The 19,290-nt window shown below is 63.4% G+C and carries 17 protein-coding genes and 1 pseudogene; 6 read left to right on the forward strand and 12 right to left on the reverse strand.

What is annotated here, in order from left to right; genetic code table 11:
• Positions 1-52 precede the first annotated feature (52 nt).
• The 5 genes and pseudogenes from ACFPFG_RS27820 to ACFPFG_RS27840 form a co-directional block, all read right to left on the reverse strand.
• Positions 53-580: a hypothetical protein gene (locus tag ACFPFG_RS27820; RefSeq protein ID WP_160851876.1), complete on the reverse strand. Its 528-nt coding sequence runs from the start codon at positions 578-580 to the stop codon at positions 53-55.
• Positions 577-2,562 carry a hypothetical protein gene (locus ACFPFG_RS27825; protein ID WP_380109176.1) on the reverse strand — a complete coding sequence of 662 codons (1,986 nt, stop codon included), beginning with the start codon at positions 2,560-2,562 and terminating at the stop codon, positions 577-579. Before ACFPFG_RS27825 ends, ACFPFG_RS27820 begins: the two co-directional genes overlap by 4 nt.
• Before the next feature lies 1 nt (position 2,563).
• Entirely contained in the window at positions 2,564-4,456 is a 1,893-nt protein-coding gene (locus ACFPFG_RS27830) for a site-specific integrase (protein WP_380109178.1), read from the reverse strand.
• Entirely contained in the window at positions 4,434-5,570 is a 1,137-nt protein-coding gene (locus ACFPFG_RS27835) for a tyrosine-type recombinase/integrase (RefSeq protein WP_380109180.1), read from the reverse strand. Before ACFPFG_RS27835 ends, ACFPFG_RS27830 begins: the two co-directional genes overlap by 23 nt.
• A 364-nt stretch (positions 5,571-5,934) precedes the next feature.
• A pseudogene (locus tag ACFPFG_RS27840) lies at positions 5,935-6,480 on the reverse strand (thymidylate synthase); the annotation flags it as partial.
• A gap of 174 nt (positions 6,481-6,654) precedes the next feature.
• On the opposite strand from ACFPFG_RS27840, the gene ACFPFG_RS27845 reads away from it, so the two are divergent.
• Complete coding sequence (locus tag ACFPFG_RS27845) at positions 6,655-7,239, forward strand: hypothetical protein (protein ID WP_183021573.1); 585 nt, start codon at positions 6,655-6,657, stop codon at positions 7,237-7,239.
• Positions 7,240-7,353: 114 nt separating this feature from the next.
• Here the strand turns inward: ACFPFG_RS27845 and ACFPFG_RS27850 are convergent, their stop codons facing one another.
• Both ACFPFG_RS27850 and ACFPFG_RS27855 read right to left on the reverse strand, forming a co-directional pair.
• Positions 7,354-8,778 (reverse strand): FAD-binding oxidoreductase, encoded by a 1,425-nt coding sequence (locus ACFPFG_RS27850; RefSeq protein ID WP_183021572.1) that lies wholly within the window; start codon positions 8,776-8,778, stop codon positions 7,354-7,356.
• 43 nt (positions 8,779-8,821) lie between these two features.
• Positions 8,822-9,220: a DUF2069 domain-containing protein gene (locus tag ACFPFG_RS27855; protein ID WP_016451330.1), complete on the reverse strand. Its 399-nt coding sequence runs from the start codon at positions 9,218-9,220 to the stop codon at positions 8,822-8,824.
• A 101-nt stretch (positions 9,221-9,321) separates the two neighbouring features.
• Between ACFPFG_RS27855 and ACFPFG_RS27860 the strand changes: the two genes are divergently transcribed.
• Positions 9,322-10,674: a YihY family inner membrane protein gene (locus ACFPFG_RS27860; protein WP_183021571.1), complete on the forward strand. Its 1,353-nt coding sequence runs from the start codon at positions 9,322-9,324 to the stop codon at positions 10,672-10,674.
• Here the strand turns inward: ACFPFG_RS27860 and ACFPFG_RS27865 are convergent.
• Positions 10,671-11,024, reverse strand: a complete 354-nt coding sequence (locus ACFPFG_RS27865) for an Mpo1-like protein (protein WP_183021570.1) — start codon at positions 11,022-11,024, stop codon at positions 10,671-10,673. The genes ACFPFG_RS27860 and ACFPFG_RS27865 overlap by 4 nt on opposite strands.
• 216 nt (positions 11,025-11,240) lie before the next feature.
• On the opposite strand from ACFPFG_RS27865, the gene ACFPFG_RS27870 reads away from it, so the two are divergent.
• Positions 11,241-12,062: an alpha/beta fold hydrolase gene (locus tag ACFPFG_RS27870; RefSeq protein WP_380109185.1), complete on the forward strand. Its 822-nt coding sequence runs from the start codon at positions 11,241-11,243 to the stop codon at positions 12,060-12,062.
• A 29-nt stretch (positions 12,063-12,091) separates the two neighbouring features.
• On the opposite strand, the gene ACFPFG_RS27875 is transcribed toward ACFPFG_RS27870, so the two are convergent.
• Positions 12,092-12,901: an alpha/beta fold hydrolase gene (locus tag ACFPFG_RS27875; protein WP_380109187.1), complete on the reverse strand. Its 810-nt coding sequence runs from the start codon at positions 12,899-12,901 to the stop codon at positions 12,092-12,094.
• A gap of 22 nt (positions 12,902-12,923) precedes the next feature.
• On the reverse strand, positions 12,924-14,222 hold the full coding sequence (locus ACFPFG_RS27880) for an O-acetylhomoserine aminocarboxypropyltransferase (RefSeq protein ID WP_183021567.1): 1,299 nt from the start codon (positions 14,220-14,222) through the stop codon (positions 12,924-12,926).
• Between the two features lie 106 nt (positions 14,223-14,328).
• Here ACFPFG_RS27880 and ACFPFG_RS27885 point away from each other — a divergent pair, with 106 nt between their 5' ends.
• The 3 genes from ACFPFG_RS27885 (at position 14,329) to ACFPFG_RS27895 (ending at position 17,559) form a co-directional block, all read left to right on the forward strand.
• Positions 14,329-14,781, forward strand: a complete 453-nt coding sequence (locus ACFPFG_RS27885) for a CBS domain-containing protein (protein WP_012206758.1) — start codon at positions 14,329-14,331, stop codon at positions 14,779-14,781.
• Positions 14,782-14,989: 208 nt separating this feature from the next.
• Entirely contained in the window at positions 14,990-16,516 is a 1,527-nt protein-coding gene (locus ACFPFG_RS27890; RefSeq protein ID WP_380109191.1) for an amidase, read from the forward strand.
• A 77-nt stretch (positions 16,517-16,593) separates the two neighbouring features.
• Positions 16,594-17,559, forward strand: a complete 966-nt coding sequence (locus tag ACFPFG_RS27895) for a Bug family tripartite tricarboxylate transporter substrate binding protein (RefSeq protein ID WP_197955642.1) — start codon at positions 16,594-16,596, stop codon at positions 17,557-17,559.
• On the opposite strand, the gene ACFPFG_RS27900 is transcribed toward ACFPFG_RS27895, so the two are convergent.
• Both ACFPFG_RS27900 and ACFPFG_RS27905 read right to left on the reverse strand, forming a co-directional pair.
• Positions 17,540-18,451, reverse strand: coding sequence for an AraC family transcriptional regulator (locus ACFPFG_RS27900; RefSeq protein ID WP_220808906.1), 912 nt, complete (start codon positions 18,449-18,451; stop codon positions 17,540-17,542). The genes ACFPFG_RS27895 and ACFPFG_RS27900 overlap by 20 nt on opposite strands.
• 181 nt (positions 18,452-18,632) lie before the next feature.
• The gene (locus ACFPFG_RS27905; RefSeq protein ID WP_380109194.1) at positions 18,633-19,118 is read right to left on the reverse strand and encodes a helix-turn-helix domain-containing protein; all 486 of its coding nucleotides are present in this window, start codon (positions 19,116-19,118) and stop codon (positions 18,633-18,635) included.
• Between the last annotated feature and the right edge of the window lie 172 nt (positions 19,119-19,290).

Genomic DNA, 19,290 nt, shown 5'->3' on the forward strand with positions numbered 1-19,290 from the left:
GACGGGCCCCACCGGGGCCCGCTTTCTTTGGCACCTTGTGGCGCGGCTGGCGCTATCGCTTGGATGGGCCCTCATCGGACTTGGCCGCAGCTCTCTCGCGGAGCGGCACCACCTTTGCTGGTGAACCCTTGGAGCGAGATGGCGTAGCGTCCAGGCGCGTATTCCGGGTGAGCCGGGTCACTTCTGCCAGCAGGTCCTTGGTTTGCTGGAGTTCCTTGCGGAGCAGCTCATTCTTCGCGTGTAGCCTAGCGTTCTCGGTACGGCTGAGCTGCAGTTGGTTTTTGAGCCGGTCGGTTTCCGATTCAGCTTTCGCTGCGGCCGGCTTCGGCTGCTCTGACTTATCGGCGTCCCGTTTCTGCTCTCTTGCAGTTTTGATGTCGCCCAACTGGGTTAGCGGCCATCCCCGGTTTCGAAGGGTGCCGCGCGAACATCCGACAAGCTCGGCTAACGACTCTTCGGTTGTCTTGAGGCGGCGGTCACTCTCAATCTTCTTGAGCGCATCCTCAATAGCCTGCGTCATGGCGTCAAAGCGCCTTGCGTTCTTTGCCAGGAGGGCATCTGGACGGGACTTGCCGGTCATAACGTGGCCGGGTTGATGCCGAGGTCTCGGAGCACCCGCTCTCCCGTGGAGATGGCTGCTTTGAAGTTGTCCGCTGCATGCGCCAGGCGTGGGTCCGACGCGAGCTCTTTGTTCTTCACAACGATGTCTTTCCACTGTGAGACGTGAATTTGCGTGACCACAGCGTTGTCGCAGTCGCCGGTGTTGCACTGCAAGTGGCCAATGCACGGTGGGGGCCGCTTCGTACCATCGGCCAGTTCTTCCTCTCTTACGCCACCACAATATCCCGGTCCAACGTTGACAAATGGCAACCCACACGCTGCCAGCTGGTCGATGATTTCGTCTCGCGTCCAGCCCTGGGCCATGCGCCCATCAAAATAGAGCTTGCGACGCTGGCGAAACTCCTCGGCACCGCCACCTGCTATTGGTGAATCCGGATTAAACAGCGCGTTCGCTGCCTCCCTCGACAGGTCCTTCACGGCCATTGCTCGGGCCACCTTCTGTTCCCCAATGTTTCCGTACCCCAGGGTGACATCAGCCGGCAGACCCGCAAGGGCTGTGTAGAGATGCTTGAGCTGATATGAGATGTAGACGATGCCGACGTCCGCTTGGGCCAATTTGTGCGCAAGCGTGTGCCGGAGCTGATGAGGATTGATGACCCAATCGCGCCAGCGGCCATCCGCATCTGCTGACTGCAGGTAGATGTTTAATGCGCCCCTGAATCCGCTCAGCGATAAAGGTTGCGGCTCCTCTCCAATGGCAACGGTGTACGTGCTCGAGATTAGATACGGGTTGAAAGTCACCCGCGAAATTTCTTCGAGACACGTCACGGCATCGCGAAGAATGGGAATTGCCGGCCAAACATCATCACCAACAGGGGCGTTCAAAGGCCGGTGCTTGGACGCCGTCCCTACCAGCATCGGCATGCCGTGAACTTCCTCGATGCACCCGGCAACAAACGAGGTGAAGTCTGAAAATCTGCCACCGGTGTAGAGGCCGATTAGCATCATGCATGCCCGCTGCACGTCACTGATATAAAGAAAGAAGTCATCCGTGGAAATCCCGTGTTTCCGTTTGAATTCCTTTCTTCGCTCGCCGGTCCTTGTACTTCTTCTCCCAAGCTTTGCCGAGTATTCCCGGTCGTCATTGCGAATGGCAACATAATCTTTCCAAGCCTCGGCCAAGATGATTTCGCGGGGAAGCAGACCGGACAACTGCACGGGGACCGTTTGGTCGTATCGATGGAGCTGCAGCGCATAGAGAAAGCACGCGACATCCTTGCTTGCGGTGTTGCTCAGCATCCGAAACAGTGCATCGGGCATTACGCTTTCAGAATCACGAGGAGTCGGCTTTGGAAATGTGAGATTGTCAATGTCACCCTCGGTCCACTGAACAGATGCTCCAGCGAACTTACCTCGTAGCACCGGAGATGCGAACGCTCGCAGGCCTTTATAAACGGTCTTCCCATCCGAAAATGGGTACTTCTTTAGTGCTGCCTCAAGGTCCTGAAATGTAATCTCGATGACAGACTGGAGTGGGGTATAAGGCAGGCCAGGTGCGACAGAAGAAATGCGCTCCGCACGTACCGTATCCACCACAGAGAACAGGACTACTAATGCTCGAGCCATAGAGACGACAGTCGGTGGCTTGCTTCGCTCAATTTGCCTGCCACGCTTACCAAACACAAAGGGCATCTCAAGCTGCACGAAGCTCAGTAAGCGTATGTCATTGATAATTCCGTTGCTTACACGAGCGTCCAGGTGGCTCTTGGCGATGACGTCGTTCAGTGAAGAGCCGGGTGCTTCGCGGTCAAAATGATATATGCGCCAATCAATTGAGAGCTTTGCTTCGGCGTGACCCCTCAACCGGACGTTCGATTCGTCGCCGAGGTCCCATTTCCCGTCGCTATAAACCGAGTGCTTGGACACTCGATAGTCTTGAGGTGGAAGGCTGGGGCTGGCGATGTCATCAACGGACAATGCTATTCTTTTGGCTTTCTGCATCTCAAGCCACTCCGCGATACACGGCGTTGTCCACGAGCGGATTCAGGCTGGCCGCTTCCTCACGCGCCCAGCGTATGTCTTCCGCCGAAAATTCACTACGCTCCGGGTCCAGCAAGTTTTCGATGACTGCTCTGGAGTCCTCGTAAAAGCCCGCATTCGGCAGGTTTTGAACGTTGGTCTCTGTTGCGGCATTAATCTGGTCCAGGTATGCGACAAGCGTCGGTAAGTTGCGCCGGAAGATGACCACGTTCTTGCAGAAGATGCACATGTTGAACCTGCTGCAGGCTCTGCCGGGGATGTAGCTCTTTGAGGCCCGAACGCGTTTAGGTGGGTCAAAGGGATTCTTGCAATCAGAAAGCAGTCCTCGATACAAATGAATGGGCTGCTCACTTGCCGTAGAGTTCTTCGTTCGTGTGCATGCGTCGGGGTCGTCGAACTCCTTGCGATTGGCGTGGATGGTCGCGAGAGCATCTCGGACCACCTTGCGGGCCTCAACCTCAAGTTTTTTTCGTGAGAGATACCCAATGGTGGTCTTCAACCCCTTGTGGCCTGCGAAGAGTTGAATCGTGAGGATGTCTCGACCTTGCAGCGCAAGTTCTGTGAGCTTCGTTGAGCGAAACCGGACCAAGTTGAACTTGAGGGGCTCGCCGTCCTCCCCTATCAATCCATATTTCTTTACTACTTGAGCGCACCAACTGCTCGTCTTCTTTGAGTTCACACCCTGGGTCTGACCAAATGTGCGCGGGCCGCGAGAAGTGTAGATAAGCAAACGATTCTTCAACGGGTGGCCTTCGGGTAGGCTGCTGCGCAGCGGCTCGGTGGCCTTGCGGATGAGTTCGATGGTGCGCGCAATTTGTGTGGCCTGCTTGCGCGGCAGAAAGCGTTCGGTGGTCTCTAAGAGAACACTGTCATCAATGCTTGAAGTGTCGCCTTCCTTGTCAAAAAGCTCTAGGTAGAGCTCCAGCTCCTTACTGACCTTGTCTTTTACATATCGAAGGTAAGGCGCCCCCGTCGCTGGGTGGGATTCTCCATACGCATCGAGTGCGAGCGCGGCAAGTGGGCCGGGGTTCAAGCCTGTGAGGTATGCCAAGTTGACGACATGTGGCATGAGCATGTCGAAGTCGAAGAAGGTTGACACGCCCCATCTGCGATAGAGGTCGTTCAAACCTCCATGAGTGTTGGTGGCATGTGTAAGAAAGCGCTTGTGATGGGCTTTCCCTGCCTCATCGTTAATAACCGGAATGCACTGGAGAACGTTTTCGAAGTACCACCGCATATTTGCTTCGACCCCGAACCCGAACCCCTCTTCGGGGCTCTTTCGGTAGAAGACTCGGGGGTCTCGCCCAGCCCCTGGAGGCTGTGGTGTATATCCGGAAAGTATCTTTCGCGAGATTGTCAGCTCGCTGCCGACTGCATCCAATAGCTCACTTAACTCGCTGTCCGGATATGCCTCAGTGACATTGCTCTCCGGAGTTCCTGAACCGAACGTGGCGTCCAGCATGCGAACGCAACCGGCCAGTCCGCGTTTTGCTGCGTAGTTCATCACATACCGCATCGCGCTGAAGATTCCAACCAAGGTGTACGAGGCATACGTCACCTCCCCAGCCTCGACGCGCTGGGAAAGCTGCTCTCGAAATCTCAGCAGAGCCAGGGGGCCCCATTCCTTCTGAAGGTGGTACGGGTCTTTGAGCCCAAGGGCGCGTAGATGGTCTAAGAAAAACAATTTGCCGGCTACGTAGTTGCCTCGTGTGGACTTCTTGGTCTTAGTTGAGATGACCCTGTCGAACACCCATTCCACCTGCGCATATGGCGACTCTTTCGTCGGCTCTGGCAGCTTGTAGTGCTCGCGGATATCAACTGGAAGCGAGATGTCAGTGGTAGGGGTTTTTGACATGCGGGTCTCCGATTCCGCGACGCTTTCTTCTGTGGGCGTGGCTTGGCATATAGGTATCGTCGAAGATGACTTGAGCTTCTTCGAAGCGGAAGATAACGGGGTCGTTTGCCGCTCCCACAGAACTGCGAACGAGGGCAGCTGCCGGCACGCGGGTGTAGATTTCCGTGGTACTGAGGTCTGCGTGCCCCAGAATTTTCTGGGCGACGATGAGGTTGTCGACCATCGTCTTGCCGTGTTCCGAGCGAAGCACTGAGTACGCAGTGCCATGTCGCAACATATGGCCCGAAACCTTCAAATCAGCGCGGATAGCGGCATCTCGTATGAAGGTCTCTATCGCATCCTTGTTGATGGGATTTCCCTCCGTGTTCAAGAATGCCGGAAAGTCGTCGGAGTGCTTGTTGGGTGAGCGACGCGCATGTTTTCGGTAATGCATCAAGTACTGCTTGCTGTTGTGGTACTTGTGGATGCGGGAAAGCATGGCCCGAGTGATGATGGTTGCCCTAGGCTTGAACTGGCCGCCCCGACCTTTGGAACCCGAAACAAACAACGGGAAGTACATGGTGTCCCGTGGGTACAGCATTGGGTCAGGGATGTCCGACTTCATGACTCGGGGCACCTCGGAGATGCGCAGGCCGGTGTCGTACATGAAGTGGCCGAGAAGCCGGTGTTCCTCAAAGTTCATCGCGCTCAAAAGCTTGATGACCTTCTTAACGTCCGTGAGGCTGGGTAGCCGGGTGGATGGTTTCTTCGTGAGGAAGGTTTGACCTTCGTAGAGGTTCTGCTTATGCGTGTACCCCGCGTGACTGCTTGCCAACCACTTACAGAACTCTCGCACCGTGATTTCGTAGCCTCGTACCGTGCTGCTGCCAAGTCCTAGCTGCTCTAGGTCGCGGTAGAAGTCTTCAATCACGAACAGCGACAGTTGCCCGATGGCCACGTCTACCCGCACTTGCCCATACACGGCGTGGTGTTCAAGGTACTGGCAGAGTTCTCGAATGCGGCGCGCGTACAGCGGCCGGGACTCTGGTGCTAGCCGACCTGCCTTCGACTTTGCAAACGCGGTGGGCAGTTCAACAACGCGCTCCAGGTCATCGAAGAACGTGTGCTGCTCCACATCCCCATCCATCCAAGAATGAAGATTCAAAGCACGTCCTCCCAGGCCCGGGCTGGAAAAGCTTGTGTCAGGTTGTGAGGGGGGCGAACCCGGGACCCTATGTGATGCCCAGCAAACGCAGGCTCGGTCCGGTTGTAGGCAGAGATTTCTGCCGGAGCTTTGAAAGATGCACGCTGACGGTACACCTCCAGCCTGGGCTTCCTTACCAGGTCTTCAAGCAGCCATGCTGCTCCAACTATCGACATCCAGGCGCATCAGTTCCTTTGTTCAAGTGAACAAGATACTACCTAGGAATTGCTCAGTGGAGAACCCGGTGAGAGCCTTGGTCCGCCATGCATTGAGCAGGAACAGTTTGGCCGGGAAACAGGAAGATGTCCGCGCTGCGCTGGTACAGCTGGCAACTGAGCTTGCCGTCGGCCACGTAGAACTGGAAGAAGGCGTGGCAGGGCATGAGCGCCATCTGCGGCAGGTCGGCCACGTTCCAGGCGCTGACGATGATGCGGCGGCTGTCCGGGTTGCTCCTGAGCTGCTTGACCACTTCGGCGATCTGGTCGATGTGGCCGCCGTCCGGCGTCGGCCAGCTGCGCCATTGCACGCCGTAGACCGGGCCCAGGTCGCCGTCCTCGCGGGCCCATTCGTTCCAGATGGTGCAGCCGCGCTCCTGCAGCCAGCGCACGTTGCTGTCGCCGCGCAGGAACCACAGCAGTTCCAGGATGATGGATTTGAGGTGCACCTTCTTGGTGGTGACCAGCGGAAAGCCTTCGGACAGATCGAAGCGCATCTGGTGCCCGAACACGCTGCGCGTACCCGTTCCGGTACGGTCGGTCTTGGACACGCCATGTTCGTAGACATGGCGCATGAAATCTTCGTACTGTGAGCGGGCAGGGCGGGGCGCGGCAGTCATGTTCATGGCGGGGATTATCCCTTGATGAATACGGCGCCTTGTCCGACGGTATCCATGCCCCTTGAAACAAGGTTTGCAACCCCGGGTGCGAAAATGGCTGCAGACGGGCGCCGGTGTCTTGCCTGGGCTTTCACACCGGCGCCCTGGTTTTTCGCATCCGCTTTGACAAGGAGCTTGCGCATGTCTTCCATGCTCACCCCCTGGCAGGCCGGAGTCGCGCTGGGTGCCGCCATGCTGGCGCTGACAGCCTGCGATCCGCGCTCTCCCTCCGTTCCCACTCCCAAGGCCGTGCAGTCCGTGGCACTCGATGTGGCCGCGCCCGCGCCCGCATTGACGCTGAACTTTCCCGAGCGCACGCGCCTGCCGTCCACGGCCAAGGCTGGCGAGCCCGGCCTGGACAGCCTGGCCGAGTACCTGGGCAAGTACCCCTATGACGGCACCAACTACCTGGAGCAAGGCGTGCTGGCCGAGCGGCTCAAGGCGCTGCTGGGCACCAGCTACCCGACCCTGCTGAGCAATATGCGCACCGTGGGCCCGCTGACCAAGGAGGGCGATGTGTGGAGCATCGTCGGCCTGCGCCCCCACCAGGGCGGCGAGGAGATGGGCGCCATCGTGATCGACCCCGCGCGCAACGCACTGCGCGTGTGGCTGCTGACCGATGGCAAGCAGACCGACTTCTCCGACGCGGCCGGTGCCGACATCGCCTGGCCCAGCCAGGTGCAGAAGTCCTTTGCCGTGGTCGAGAGCAACAAGCCGGCTTCCTGATCTGCGCCTGGCCGCACCTGACCGAGTTTGGCCGCACCTGACCGCGTTTGGATGCAAGAACGGGCAGCGCCGCGCTGCAGCCCTGCCCGTTCCTGAAAAGCCGGCGCTGCCCGATCAGGCGCGCGCCAGGATGCAGCCGGGATTCATCAGGCCTTGAGGATCCAATGCCTGCTTGATGGCGCGCATCATGCCCAGGGCCACGGGCGACTGGTACTTTTCCAGCTTGTCCACCTTGAGCGCGCCCACGCCGTGCTCGGCAGAGAACGAGCCTCCGAATTCGGCCACGGCCTCGTAGACCAGGTGGTTGACCAGGTGCTCGCGTTCATTGAGGAAGGCCTTGGCGTCGCCGCCCACGGGCGCCTGCACGTTGTAGTGCAGGTTGCCGTCGCCCAGGTGGCCGAAGTTGACCAGGCGCACGCCCGGGATCTCGCGCTGCAGCACGGCATCGGTGTGTTCGACGAAGGCAGGGATGCGCGATGCCGCTATGGAGATGTCGTGCTTGATGTTCAGGCCTTCCTCGGCCTGGGCCAGCGGAATGCTTTCGCGGATATGCCACAGCTCATGGGCCTGCGACAGGCTTTCGGCCACCACGGCGTCGAGCACGCAGCCGTCCTCGAAGGCCAGCTCCAGCAGCGCCTCGAAACGCTCGCGCGCATGCTGCTCGGACTCGCTGTCCGAGTTCTCGACCAGCACGTAATAGGGTGGCGCGCCGTCCAGGCCCGCAAAGGGCACGCGCAGCTGGGGCATGTGCTTGATCACCAGGGACAGCGCGAACTGGCCCATGACCTCGAAGCCCGTCAGCCCCGCACCCAGGTGCTTGTGCGCCATGCCCAGCAGGCGCACGGCCGCTTCCATGGAGGGCACGGCGGCAAAGGCCGTGAGCTGGGCCGCAGGCTGGGGGAACAGCTTCATGGTGGCGGCGGTGATGATGCCCAGCGTGCCTTCGCTGCCGATGAACAGGTCGCGCAGGTCGTAGCCAGTGTTGTCCTTGCGCAGGCCCTTGAGGCCGTCCCAGACCTCGCCCTGCGGCGTGACCACTTCCAGGCCCAGGCACAGCTCGCGCGTGTTGCCGTAGCGCACCACCTGGGTGCCACCGGCATTCGTGCCCAGGTTGCCTCCAATGGTGCAGCTGCCTTCGGCGGCCAGCGACAGCGGGAACAGCAGGCCCTCTTTCTCGGCCAGTTCCTGCAGGCTTTGCAGGATGCAGCCGGCCTCGACAGTGAAGCTCAGGTTGTCGCGATCGATATGGCGCACGGCATTCAGGCGCGTGAGGCTGAGCACGACCTGCGTGCCGCTGTCGTCCGGCGTGGAGCCCACCGACAGGCCGGTGTTCCCGCCCTGCGGGATGACGCTGGTGCCCGCGGCCGCGCATTCGCGCACCACGGCGGCCACCTCGGCCGTGCTCGCCGGGCGCACCACGGCCAGGGACTTGCCGCGCACGCGGCGGCGCCAGTCCTGTTCATAGGCGACGAGGTCGCCTTCGGTGAGGACATGGGCTTCGCCGACGATCTGGCGCAGGCGTTCAAGCAGTGCAGTCATGTTGCAACTTCTTTCAAAGACGTGAAGGCATGAAAACGGGGACTCAGCCGCCGGCCGCCTGGGCCGCGCGGCGCGCGCTGCGCTGGCGCCAGCGCACATGCAGGGCGCAGGCGGTGAACAGCATCAGGCACAGGAAAACTTCGAGCAGCGCCAGCCAGCGGCCGGGGGCGGGGTCGCTCCAGGCGCGCACCACGCCCTCGGTGAAGTAGATCCACACCAGCAGGCTGACCCAGCGGTAGGTATACATGCGGTGCTTGAGCAGGCCGATCAGCGGAATCGCCAGCGGCAGGGCCTTGAGCACCAGCCAGGAGCCCCCGGGCCGCATGGGCGCCAGCCACAGTTCCCAGGCCAGGCTCAGCACGATCAGGCCCATGAGGCTGGAGACCGCCAGCCAGCGGGTGGCGGCGACGTCGGCGCCGGGGCGAGAAATGGAATCAGTCATCGGGGTGGCATCATATCGGCCATGGTCTTGACCTTTGAACATGTGATTGCTTGGATGGCCGCGCCCGCTGCAGACATGCGCCTTGCGGCGGAGATGCGGCGATGAGCGGCGGCCCCGAAAAGGAGCCCGTCGATGGCCTGGAGGACGGCGCCCTGGCGCTGCCCGTTCCTGCCCAGGAGCGCAGCCTTTCCCTGGCGGAGCCGCCCGAGCCTGCGGTGCCGCGATCTTGGCGCGAACGCTGGCGCTGCTTTCCATGGCGCAATACCGCACACACGCTGCGCGAACGCTTTCGCGAGGACCGGCTGGGCGTGACCGCCAGCAGCCTGACCTTCACCACGGTGCTGGCCCTGGTGCCGTTCTTCACGGTGGCGCTGGCGCTGTTCACCGCCTTTCCCATCTTCTCGCGCGTGCAGATCGTGCTGGAGCGTTGGCTGATCGACAGCCTGATTCCGGAGACCATTGCGCGCCAGGTGCTGGGCTATCTGACGCAGTTCGCCTCCAAGGCCAGCCAGCTGGGCATGGCGGGGTTTTCCATTCTGGTGATCACGGCGGTGGCGCTGATCCTCACCATTGACCGCACGCTCAACAACATCTGGCGCGTGCGCCAATTGCGGCCGCTGGGCCAGCGCGTGCTGATCTACTGGGCGGCGATCACGCTGGGCCCCCTGGTGCTGGGCCTGAGCCTGGTGCTGTCGTCCTATGTGATGTCGGCCTCGCGCGGGCTGGTCAATGCGCTGCCCGAGGGGTTGCGCTTCATCTTCGATTCCATCGAGTTCCTGGCGCTGGCCGCAGGCATGGCAGGCCTGTATCACTATGTGCCCAACACGGCGGTGCGCTGGCGCCATGCCTGGGTGGGCGGCCTGTTCGTGGCCACCTGCATGGAACTGGCCAAGAAGGCGCTGGGCCTGTACCTGGCGTCCGTGCCCACTTATTCGGTGATCTATGGAACATTCGCCACGCTGCCCATCCTGCTGATCTGGATCTACATGGCCTGGGTGATCGTGCTGCTGGGCGCCGTGGTCACGGCCTACCTGCCCATCGTGATGGCGGGCGTGCAGCGCATGCCGGGCCAGCAGGGCTGGCAGTTCGAGATGGCCGTGGAGATCCTGCAATACCTCGCACAGGAGCGCGAGTCGCCCGCCAAGGGCTTGTACGCCAGCGATCTGGCGCGGCGCCTGCGTGTGGACTGGCAGCAGATCGACCCGGTGCTGCAGGCGCTGTCGGTGCTGGACTGGGTGGGCACGGTGCAGGCCCCCGGCGCAGTGGCTGCCAGCGAAGGCCCCGAGCCCCGCTACATGCTGCTGGTGGAGCCCCATCGCACGCCGCTGGAGCCGCTGGTGCAGCGTCTGCTGCTGGCGCCGTCGCCGGCCGTGCAGCCGCTGTGGGATCGCACGGGGCTGGCCGCAATGACGCTGGCCGATCTGCTGGAGCAAAGGGCGCAGGCCCCGGTCTAGAGCGGGATGCGGCCCGTCAGGATGTCGCGCCACATCACCCAGTCGCCGCGAAAACTGTAGAGCGGGCGCTTGAAGCTGGCGGGCCGGTTTTTCTCGAAGCCGAAGTGTCCTATCCAGGCAAAGCCGTAGCCGAACAGCAGGCCGCCCAGCAGGAACCAGAAATCGCCGGTCAGGAACAGCGCGAACAGACACAGCAGCGCCAGCGTGGAGCCGACGAAGTGCAGGCGCCGGCAGGTGCGGTTGCTGTGCTCCTGAAGATAGAACGGATAGAACTCGGCAAAGCTCTTGAACTGGCGCGGGTCCACGGCGGCCTGTGCGGTGCCGGGCAGGGGAGCGGAAGCGTGTGACATGGCAGGCCTTCGCGTGCATGGGATGGCTTCAACTTATACGCCGCTCCCCGGGGCTGCACCATCGGAGGAACCCGCGCGCCAGGACTCGCAAAAGCTGCCCCTGGAGAGGCAAAAACTGCCGCATCTGGCGTTGCGCGTCACCCCGGCGTCGCCTGCCGGCGGCATGCAGGCGCATGATGTCTGCCGGGCCGGCACCGACCGGCATGGAGTTTTTCGATGCCTTCCTCGTGCATGACCGACATCCCTGCATCCCTGAACGAAATCCGCATTCCCACGCCCCAGGGCAGCATCTACGTCAGGCGCTGGCATGCGCCAGTGGCCGGCGAGCAAGGCCTGGCGCCCGCGCCCATCGTGCTGCTGCATGACTCGCTGGGCTCGGTGGCGCTGTGGCGCGATTTCCCGCAGCAACTGGCCGAGGCCACGCGGCGCGATGTGCTGGCCTATGACCGGCTGGGCTTTGGCCAGTCCGACCCCTATCCGGGCACGCTGGGACCGGGCTTTGTGGCCCAGGAAGCAGAGACCGTGTTCCCGGCCGTGCACCAGGGGCTGGGTCTTGGGGATTTCATTGTGCTGGGCCACAGCGTGGGCGGCGGCATGGCCGCCATGGTGGCGGCCCGATATGGCGCGCAGTGCAAGGCAGTGGTCACGGAGTCCGCCCAGGCCTTTGTGGAAGATCGCACCTTGCAGGGCATTCGCGCGGCCCAACAGGATTTCGCCCGCCCCGGCCAGCTGGACCGCCTGGCGAAATACCATGGCGACAAGGCGGCCTGGGTGCTGTCTGCCTGGGTCGATACCTGGCTGTCACCGCCTTTTGCCGACTACCGGCTGGACGAGGCGCTGGAGCGCGTGCGCTGCCCGGTGCTGGCCATCCATGGAGAGCACGACGAGTTCGGCTCCCTGGTCCACCCCGAGCGCATCCGTGACCGTGCCAGCGGTCCGGTGGAGGTGGAGATCGTGGCCGGTGGCGGCCACGTTCCCCATCGCGAGCAGCCCGAGCGCATTGCCCAGCGCATCGCCCGCTTCCTGGCGCGCGTCTGAGGGCTCGCGCGCCGCTGGCGGCGCCCGGTTCAGCGCGCCAGAAAGTCCCTGATGGCGAACAGCGTCTGCTCGGGCGCTTCCGTCATCTGGTTGTGGCCAGAGGGCAGTTGCGCGATCTGCACCTGCCGGCCTGCCGCCCTGGCCGCATCGATCAGGCCCCTGGCGGCCTTGGGCGGGGTCATCTGGTCCTGCTCGCCCAATGCGAACAGCACCGGGCATTGCAGGGCGGCCATGGCCGCCTCGCCGCCTGCGTAGCTGTCGCAGGCCTTGAAGCCCGCATGCAGCAAGTTCGTGCCGGCATTGCTGGCCAGCACGCGCCGGCCCAGCGCCATGCCGGCGCCGAACACCCAGCTGCCCGCGCCATTGGGCGGTGCCAGCGTGGCGCGCGAGAACACATTGACCATGCGGATGGCCTGCTGCGGCGTGCTCAGCGCGGAGTCCAGCAGGGCGGGCGAGACCTTCATCGGATAGGCCGTGCCCACCAGCACGAGGTGGCTGGCGCGCGCGCCCAGTCGCGCGGCCGCTTCCATGGCGATCAGGCTGCCCCAGCTGTGGCCGACCAGCGCGGCCTTCCCGATGCCTGCCGCATCCATGAGCTGGCCGATGAAATCCGCCGCCGCCTCCACGCTGGCGGGCGCGTCACCCGCGCTGCGGCAGTGGCCGGGCAGGTCTATGGCCAGCACGTTCCAGCCGTGGTTTGCCAGGTAGCGGCTTTGCAGGGCCCAGACGCTGTGGTCGCACAGCACGCCGTGGATGAGGATGGCCGTAGGCTGGGCGGGGTTGAAGGCCTTGCCGCCCGTATAGGCGTAGATGGCGTGGCCCTGAACATCGATCTTCATTGTTGGTATCTCCCTTGTCGGCTCACGCTGCCTTTTCAGCGGCCTTGAGGGCGCGCTTGAGGTCATCGATCAGGTCGTCGGCATCCTCCAGTCCGATGGACAGGCGTATCGTGCCCTGGCCGATGCCGGCCTGGGCCAGTGCTTCGTCGCTCATTCGGAAATGCGTGGTGCTGGCCGGATGGATCACCAGACTGCGGCAGTCGCCCACGTTGGCCAGGTGGCTGAAGACCTTGAGCGTCTCGATGAACTTGCGCCCCTGGTTGCGGTTGCCCTTGATGTCGAAACTGAACACCGAGCCCGCGCCGCGCGGCAGCAGCTTCTTTGCCAACTGGTGCGAGGGATGGGTGTCCAGCAGCGGGTGGCCCACGCGGCCCACCAGCGGATGGCTGGCCAGGAATTGCACGACCTTCTCGGTATTGCGGATGTGGCGCTCCATGCGCAGCGGCAGCGTCTCTATGCCCTGCAGGATCAGCCAGGCCGTGTGCGGGCTCATGCAGGCGCCGAAGTCGCGCAGGCCTTCGCGCCGCGCGCGCAGCAGGAAGGCGCCGGTGCTGCTTTCCTCGCTGAACACCATGTTGTGGAAGCCGTCGTAGGGCTGGGTCAATTCGGGGAAGCGCCCCGACTTTTCCCAGTCGAAGCTGCCGCCGTCCACCACGATGCCGCCGACCACGGTGCCGTGGCCCGACAGGAACTTGGTGGCCGAGTGGTAGACGATGTCCGCGCCATGCTCCAGCGGCTTCATCAGCCAGGGCGAGGTGAGCGTGGAGTCCACCAGCAGCGGCACGCCGGCTTCATGGGCAATGGCGCTGATGGTGGGGATGTCCAGCACATCCAGGCCCGGGTTGCCCACCGTCTCGCCGAAGAACAGCTTGGTGTTGGGGCGCACCGCGGCACGCCAGCCGTCGATGTCGCCGGGCTTGACGAAGGTGGTCTCTATGCCGAAGCGCGCCAGCGTGTAGTGCAGCAGGTTCTGCGACCCACCGTACAGCGCCGTGCTGGCCACGATATGGCTGCCCGCGCCCATGAGCGTGGCCACCGACAGGTGCAGCGCCGCCTGGCCGCTGGCCACCGCGATGGCGCCCACGCCGCCTTCCAGGGCCGAGACCCGCTGCTCCAGCACAGCGTTCGTGGGATTGGAGATGCGGCTGTAGACGTGGCCGGGGCGCTCCAGGTTGAACAGCGAGGCCGCATGGTCGCTGGACTCGAACACGAACGAGGTCGTGAGGTGGATGGGCGTCGCGCGCGCTCCGGTGGCGGGGTCGGGCTGGGCGCCCGCGTGCAGCGCCAGGGTGTCAAAGCCGGGGTCCGAGTAGCCGGGCATTCCTGTCTCCATGGTTGTCAAGGCAAGCGGGCATTGTGGGCTATATTTCCCGTCAGACACGGGCTTGCCGCAACCACGGCGACACAGACAATTTTGGAGATACGGCATGAAAGTAAGTGACATCCTGCGCGTCAAGGGCAACACCCTCTACACGGTGTCGCCGGACGAAAGCCTGGCCAGCGCGGTGCAGGTGATGTCGGAGCGCGATATCGGCTCCCTCGTGGTCATGGAGCATGGCGACGTGGTCGGCATGCTGACCTTCCGCGAAGTGATCCAGGGCTTCGTCAAGCACGGCGGGGTTGGCGAGACGCTGGTGCGCTCGGCCATGGACGACGCTCCCATGACCTGCACCATGGAAACCGACATGGATGAGGTGCGCCGGATGATGCTGGACCGCCATGCGCGCTACATGCCGGTGATGGACAAGCGCATGCTCATGGGCGTGATCAGTCTGTACGACGTGGCCAAGGCCGTGGTGGACAGCCAGAACTTCGAGAACCGCATGCTCAAGGCCTATATCCGCGACTGGCCCGAGGGCGAGCGTCAGGGCGCGGACTGAATGACAGAGCGCCTCTGGCGCTCCAGGCCATCCAGGCCACACACCAAGGCCTCGGCCGCTGCAGGCGGCGGAGGCCTTTTGCTTTTCCTGCACTTGGCAGGCATGGCAGGCATGGCAGGCACAGGCAATCGGGCCGGCAGGCCGGGGCAGGCGCGGCCGTCGATGGACTTCTACATTGAAGGCACAGTCCATCCACCCAGGAGTGCCCTTGTCCCTCGAACCACCCTCTCTGTTGCAATTGCGCGAAGCGGCCCTGCAGTGCGCGCTGCCTGTGGACAGCGCTTCGCTGGATGCCTATGACCGCCTCGCACAACCCCTGGTTGCCTGCTACCGGCTGCTCGATGCCATCCCTGTCGACGCTGTCGCGTCGACAGGGATACGTGCAGCCCGGCAGCCCGATGCAGCCGAGGATCCACTGAACGCCTGGTATCGCTGCACGGACATCGTCAGTACGGATGCACTGGCGCAAGCCGGTGTACTGGGCGGTCGCGGTGTGGCGCTCAAGGACAACATCTTCCTGGCCGGCGTGCCCATGATGAACGGTAACGCTGTCATCGATGGCTATGTTCCCTCCTTCGATGCCACGGTGGTCACGCGGCTGCTGGCAGCCGGCGCGCGCATCAGGGGCAAGGCGGTCTGCGAGAACCTATGCCTGTCGGCCAACAGCTTCACCAGCGCCAGCGGGCCCGTTCACAACCCGCACCGCCATGGCCATTCGGCGGGCGGCTCCTCATCGGGCTGCGGGGCCCTGGTGGGGGCGGGCCTGGTGGACATGGCCATCGGCGGGGACCAAGGCGGCTCCATCCGGCTGCCGGCCGCGCTGTGCGGCATCTACGGCATGAAGCCGAGCTTCGGCCTGGTGCCCTACACCGGCGCACTGCCGATGGAGCCCACCATCGACCACCTGGGGCCCATGACGGCCTCGGTGGCCGACAACGCGCTGTTGCTGGAGGTGATTGCCGGCGATGATGGCGTGGATCCGCGCCAGCGCAATGTGCGCGTGCAGCGTTACACCGAGGCGCTGGGCCAGCCCATTGCCGGCATGCGCATCGCCGTTCTGGAGGAGGGCCTGGCCATGCCGGGAGCCCATTCCGGGGTCAACCAGCAGGTGCGCCGGGCGGCGGCGCAGCTGGCTCGGCTGGGCGCGGTGGTGGAGTCTGTTTCCCTGCCCGTCCATGCGCGCGCTGCGGGTGTGTGTCGGCCCATCCTGCTGGAAGGTTCCTTGCGCACGGTGTTCGGTGCCGGCGGCTTCGGTACGGGGCGCCACGACCACTATCCCGAGGATCTCATGGTGCGCTTCCGCGAGGGCCATGCCCAGGCGCTGGACAGGTTGCCCCTGACCATCCGCGCCGCGCTGGTCGCGGGCACGCACCTGACGCGCATGAACGGCCACCGTTACTACGCCCGGGCCATCAACTTCGGCCAGAAGCTGCGCATCGCCTATGACGCGTTGCTGCAGCGCTTCGATGCGCTGCTGATGCCGACCACGCCGTCAGTGGCCCAGCGCCTGCCCGAGGGCCAGGCCGAGACGCTGGACTTCGTGGAAGCGACTGCCGGCATGGTGGGTAATACCCTGCCATTCAACGTCACAGGCCACCCGGCCATGTCGCTGCCCTGCGGACGTGTCGACGGACTGCCGGTGGGCTTGATGCTGGTGGCTGCGCATTTTGCAGAACCCGTCATCTACCGCATCGCCCACGCCTATGAGCAGTCCGTGGACTGGCGCGCCTTGTAGTGCGGATGCGACCACCGATCACCGATCACCGCATCGTCCGTACCGTACCCGCTGGCATCGATGCAAGGGAGAGACCCATGAACAAGCACATCGCCGGCGCCATCATTCTGGCCCTCGCCTCTTTGCTGGCCCACGCGCAAGCCAATGATTTTCCACGTCGCAGCATCACCATCATCGATCCCTACCCCGCCGGCGGCAGCACCGACGTGCTGTCGCGCCTGCTGGGCGAGCAGATGAGCCGTTCCCTGGGCCAGCCCATCGTGGTGGAAGCCCGCCCGGGCGCTGCCGGCACCATAGGTTCTGCCCAGGTGGCGCGTGCCAGGCCCGACGGATACACGCTGCTGGTAGGCAACCCGGGGCCCAATGCCATCGCGGCCAGTGCCTTCTCCAAGCTGTCCTACGACGTGGAAAGGGATTTCGCGCCCATCATGATCGCGGCCACGGTGCCGGTATTGTTTTGCGTGGGCAAGGACTCGCCGCTGAAGAAACCGGCCGACCTGATCGCCATGGGCAAGTCCGGCAAGCCCGCCAACTTCGGCTCCACGGGGCCCGGCGGCATATCGCATATTCTGGGCGAGCTGCTCAACCGCGATGCAGGCACGCACTTCAGCCATATCCCCTACAAGGGCGCCGCCCCCATGTCCGTCGCCATCATGTCCGGCGAACTGGACTTCGGGATGCTCACCGGTCCCGATGCCATGCCCCATGTGCGCGGCGGCAAGATGCGGTGCATTGCGACAGCGGGCGCAGAGCGCTCGCCCCACTTTCCCGATGTGCCCACCTGGACCGAGGCCGGCGTGCCGGGCATCAAGATAGATGTGTGGTTCGGCTATCTTGCGCCCGCAGGAACGCCGGCCGCCATCATCGACAGGCTGCATGGCGCCATGGAGGCTGCTCTGGCGACCCCTGCGGTCAAGAGCCGGCTGGATGAGCTGAGCATTGCCGTCAAGGCAAGCACTCCGCAGGCCTTCGCCCAGCGCATCCGTGCCGACCGGGAGCTGTACGGCGGCATTGTCAGGGCCATCAACCTCCGGCTCGATTGAGCACCGCGCTGGGCGGCACGCCATGGGCCTGACGGAACGCGCGGCTGAAGTGCGAAAAGCTCGTGAAGCCGCAGGCCAACGCCGCATCGGTCACACGCTGTGCCTCGCCTGACTCGAGCAGGCGGTGCGCCTGGTCCACCCGCTCGCTCCAGAGCCAGCGGCTGGGTGTGGAGCCTTCGTCTGCGAACAGGCGTGCCAGGCTGCGCAGGGATATGCCCAGGCTGCTTGCCACCTGCTGCAGCGTCAGCTCCGTGTCGTCAAGGCGCGCCCGCATGTACTGCTTGGCATCGGCTAGCCGGCTTGGCTCGGCACAAGGCCCACTGCTGAGCGTGGCGAACAGCACATGCAGCAGCGACGAGCGCAGATGCGCACCCGCCTTGGTGCCGTGCGGTGAGGGCAGGGCGGCGAGTTGGCGGACCATGCAAGCCAGCAGGCCGGTCGCTGGGCCACCTGCGGGCAGCAAGCGGCTGGCCGGAAGGTCCGGAACCATCCGGCTCAGCCAGGAACGGGGAAGGCGCACGCAGGTACTGGACATGCCCTGTTCATAGCGCCATTCATGCCGCTGGTCGGCATTCCAGAGCACGATGTCGCCCGTGTTCTGAACAAGGCACTGGTTGGCCGTATCCAGGATCACCGGTCCGGCCTCCAGCACGGAAAGAAACATTGCATCCGCCGGCTCGTGGCGCATGCTGCGCGCGCTGGTTCCTGGCGGGCGTGTCAATTGCAGCATCAGCAACCCCCCAAGATCCTGGCTGGCCAGGCGCAAAGGCGTGTCCAGGGCTGCCGGTTGGCTGCTGCGCAGAGCCGGGTACATCAGAAGGTCGGTCAGGCGACTGTAGCTTGCGAAGTTGCCCTGATCGCTGTGGCGCGATGAATCGAAATGAACCTGCATTGGAGAATGCCTCCCGGATAGGGAGCGGGCACCTTCGGAAGTATTCAGCAGGACCCACTCAGGCTGGCAGGCGGATTTTTGCCCATGGAAATTTGTGATCGGACAGCCCGGTCTTTTCGGCGGGCGATAGGGTGCCGCCAGGCTTCCAAGCGTGCGCCGTGGCCAAGAAATGGCTAGAGGTTCAGCGCCGGGGTTTCAGCAGGGCGCTGGGCGGCATGTCATAGGCCTGCCTGAAGACACGGCTGAAGTGCGAGAAGCTGGTGAAGCCGCAGGCCAGCGCCACATCGGTCACGCGCCTCGCGTTGTCTGCTTGAAGCAGCAGATGGGCCTGGGCCAGTCGCTCGTTCCAGAGCCAACGGCTCGGGGTCAGTCCTTCAGTGGCAAACAGTCGCGCTAGGCTGCGCAGCGACATGTCCAGACCCTGAGCTGCCTGCGAGGGCTTGAGCTCAGGATCATCGAGTCGGGCTCGCATGTATTGCTTGGCCTGGGCAAGCCGGTTGCGGGTTCTGAACTCAGCAGGGCTGGACGAGGTCAGCAGCGTGTTCAGCAGCACGGGCCTGAGGTCCTGCTCCTCGGCATCCTGCTGAAGGCTTGCCGATGGAAAGGGTAATTTGTTCCCAGAATCCTTGCGGTCCTGGCTTTGGGTCGAGTCGGAAGAGGCCTGCATTTCACGAACCTCCCGCAATTTGCGGCTGGTGCCTGTGTGATGATCCGCAGGCGGTTGGAAAAAGGGTGATTTGCAATTTTAACTATGAATACATGCAATCCGATAGCCATATTGCGTCTCGCTGGGCGATGGCTGCCTGCGCAATGCACCGCCGCAGCGGGGGCGGCGTTTG

The sequence above is a fragment of the Delftia deserti genome (genome assembly GCF_042653485.1).
In the GTDB taxonomy this organism is placed as follows: Bacteria; Pseudomonadota; Gammaproteobacteria; order Burkholderiales; family Burkholderiaceae_C; genus Comamonas; species Comamonas acidovorans.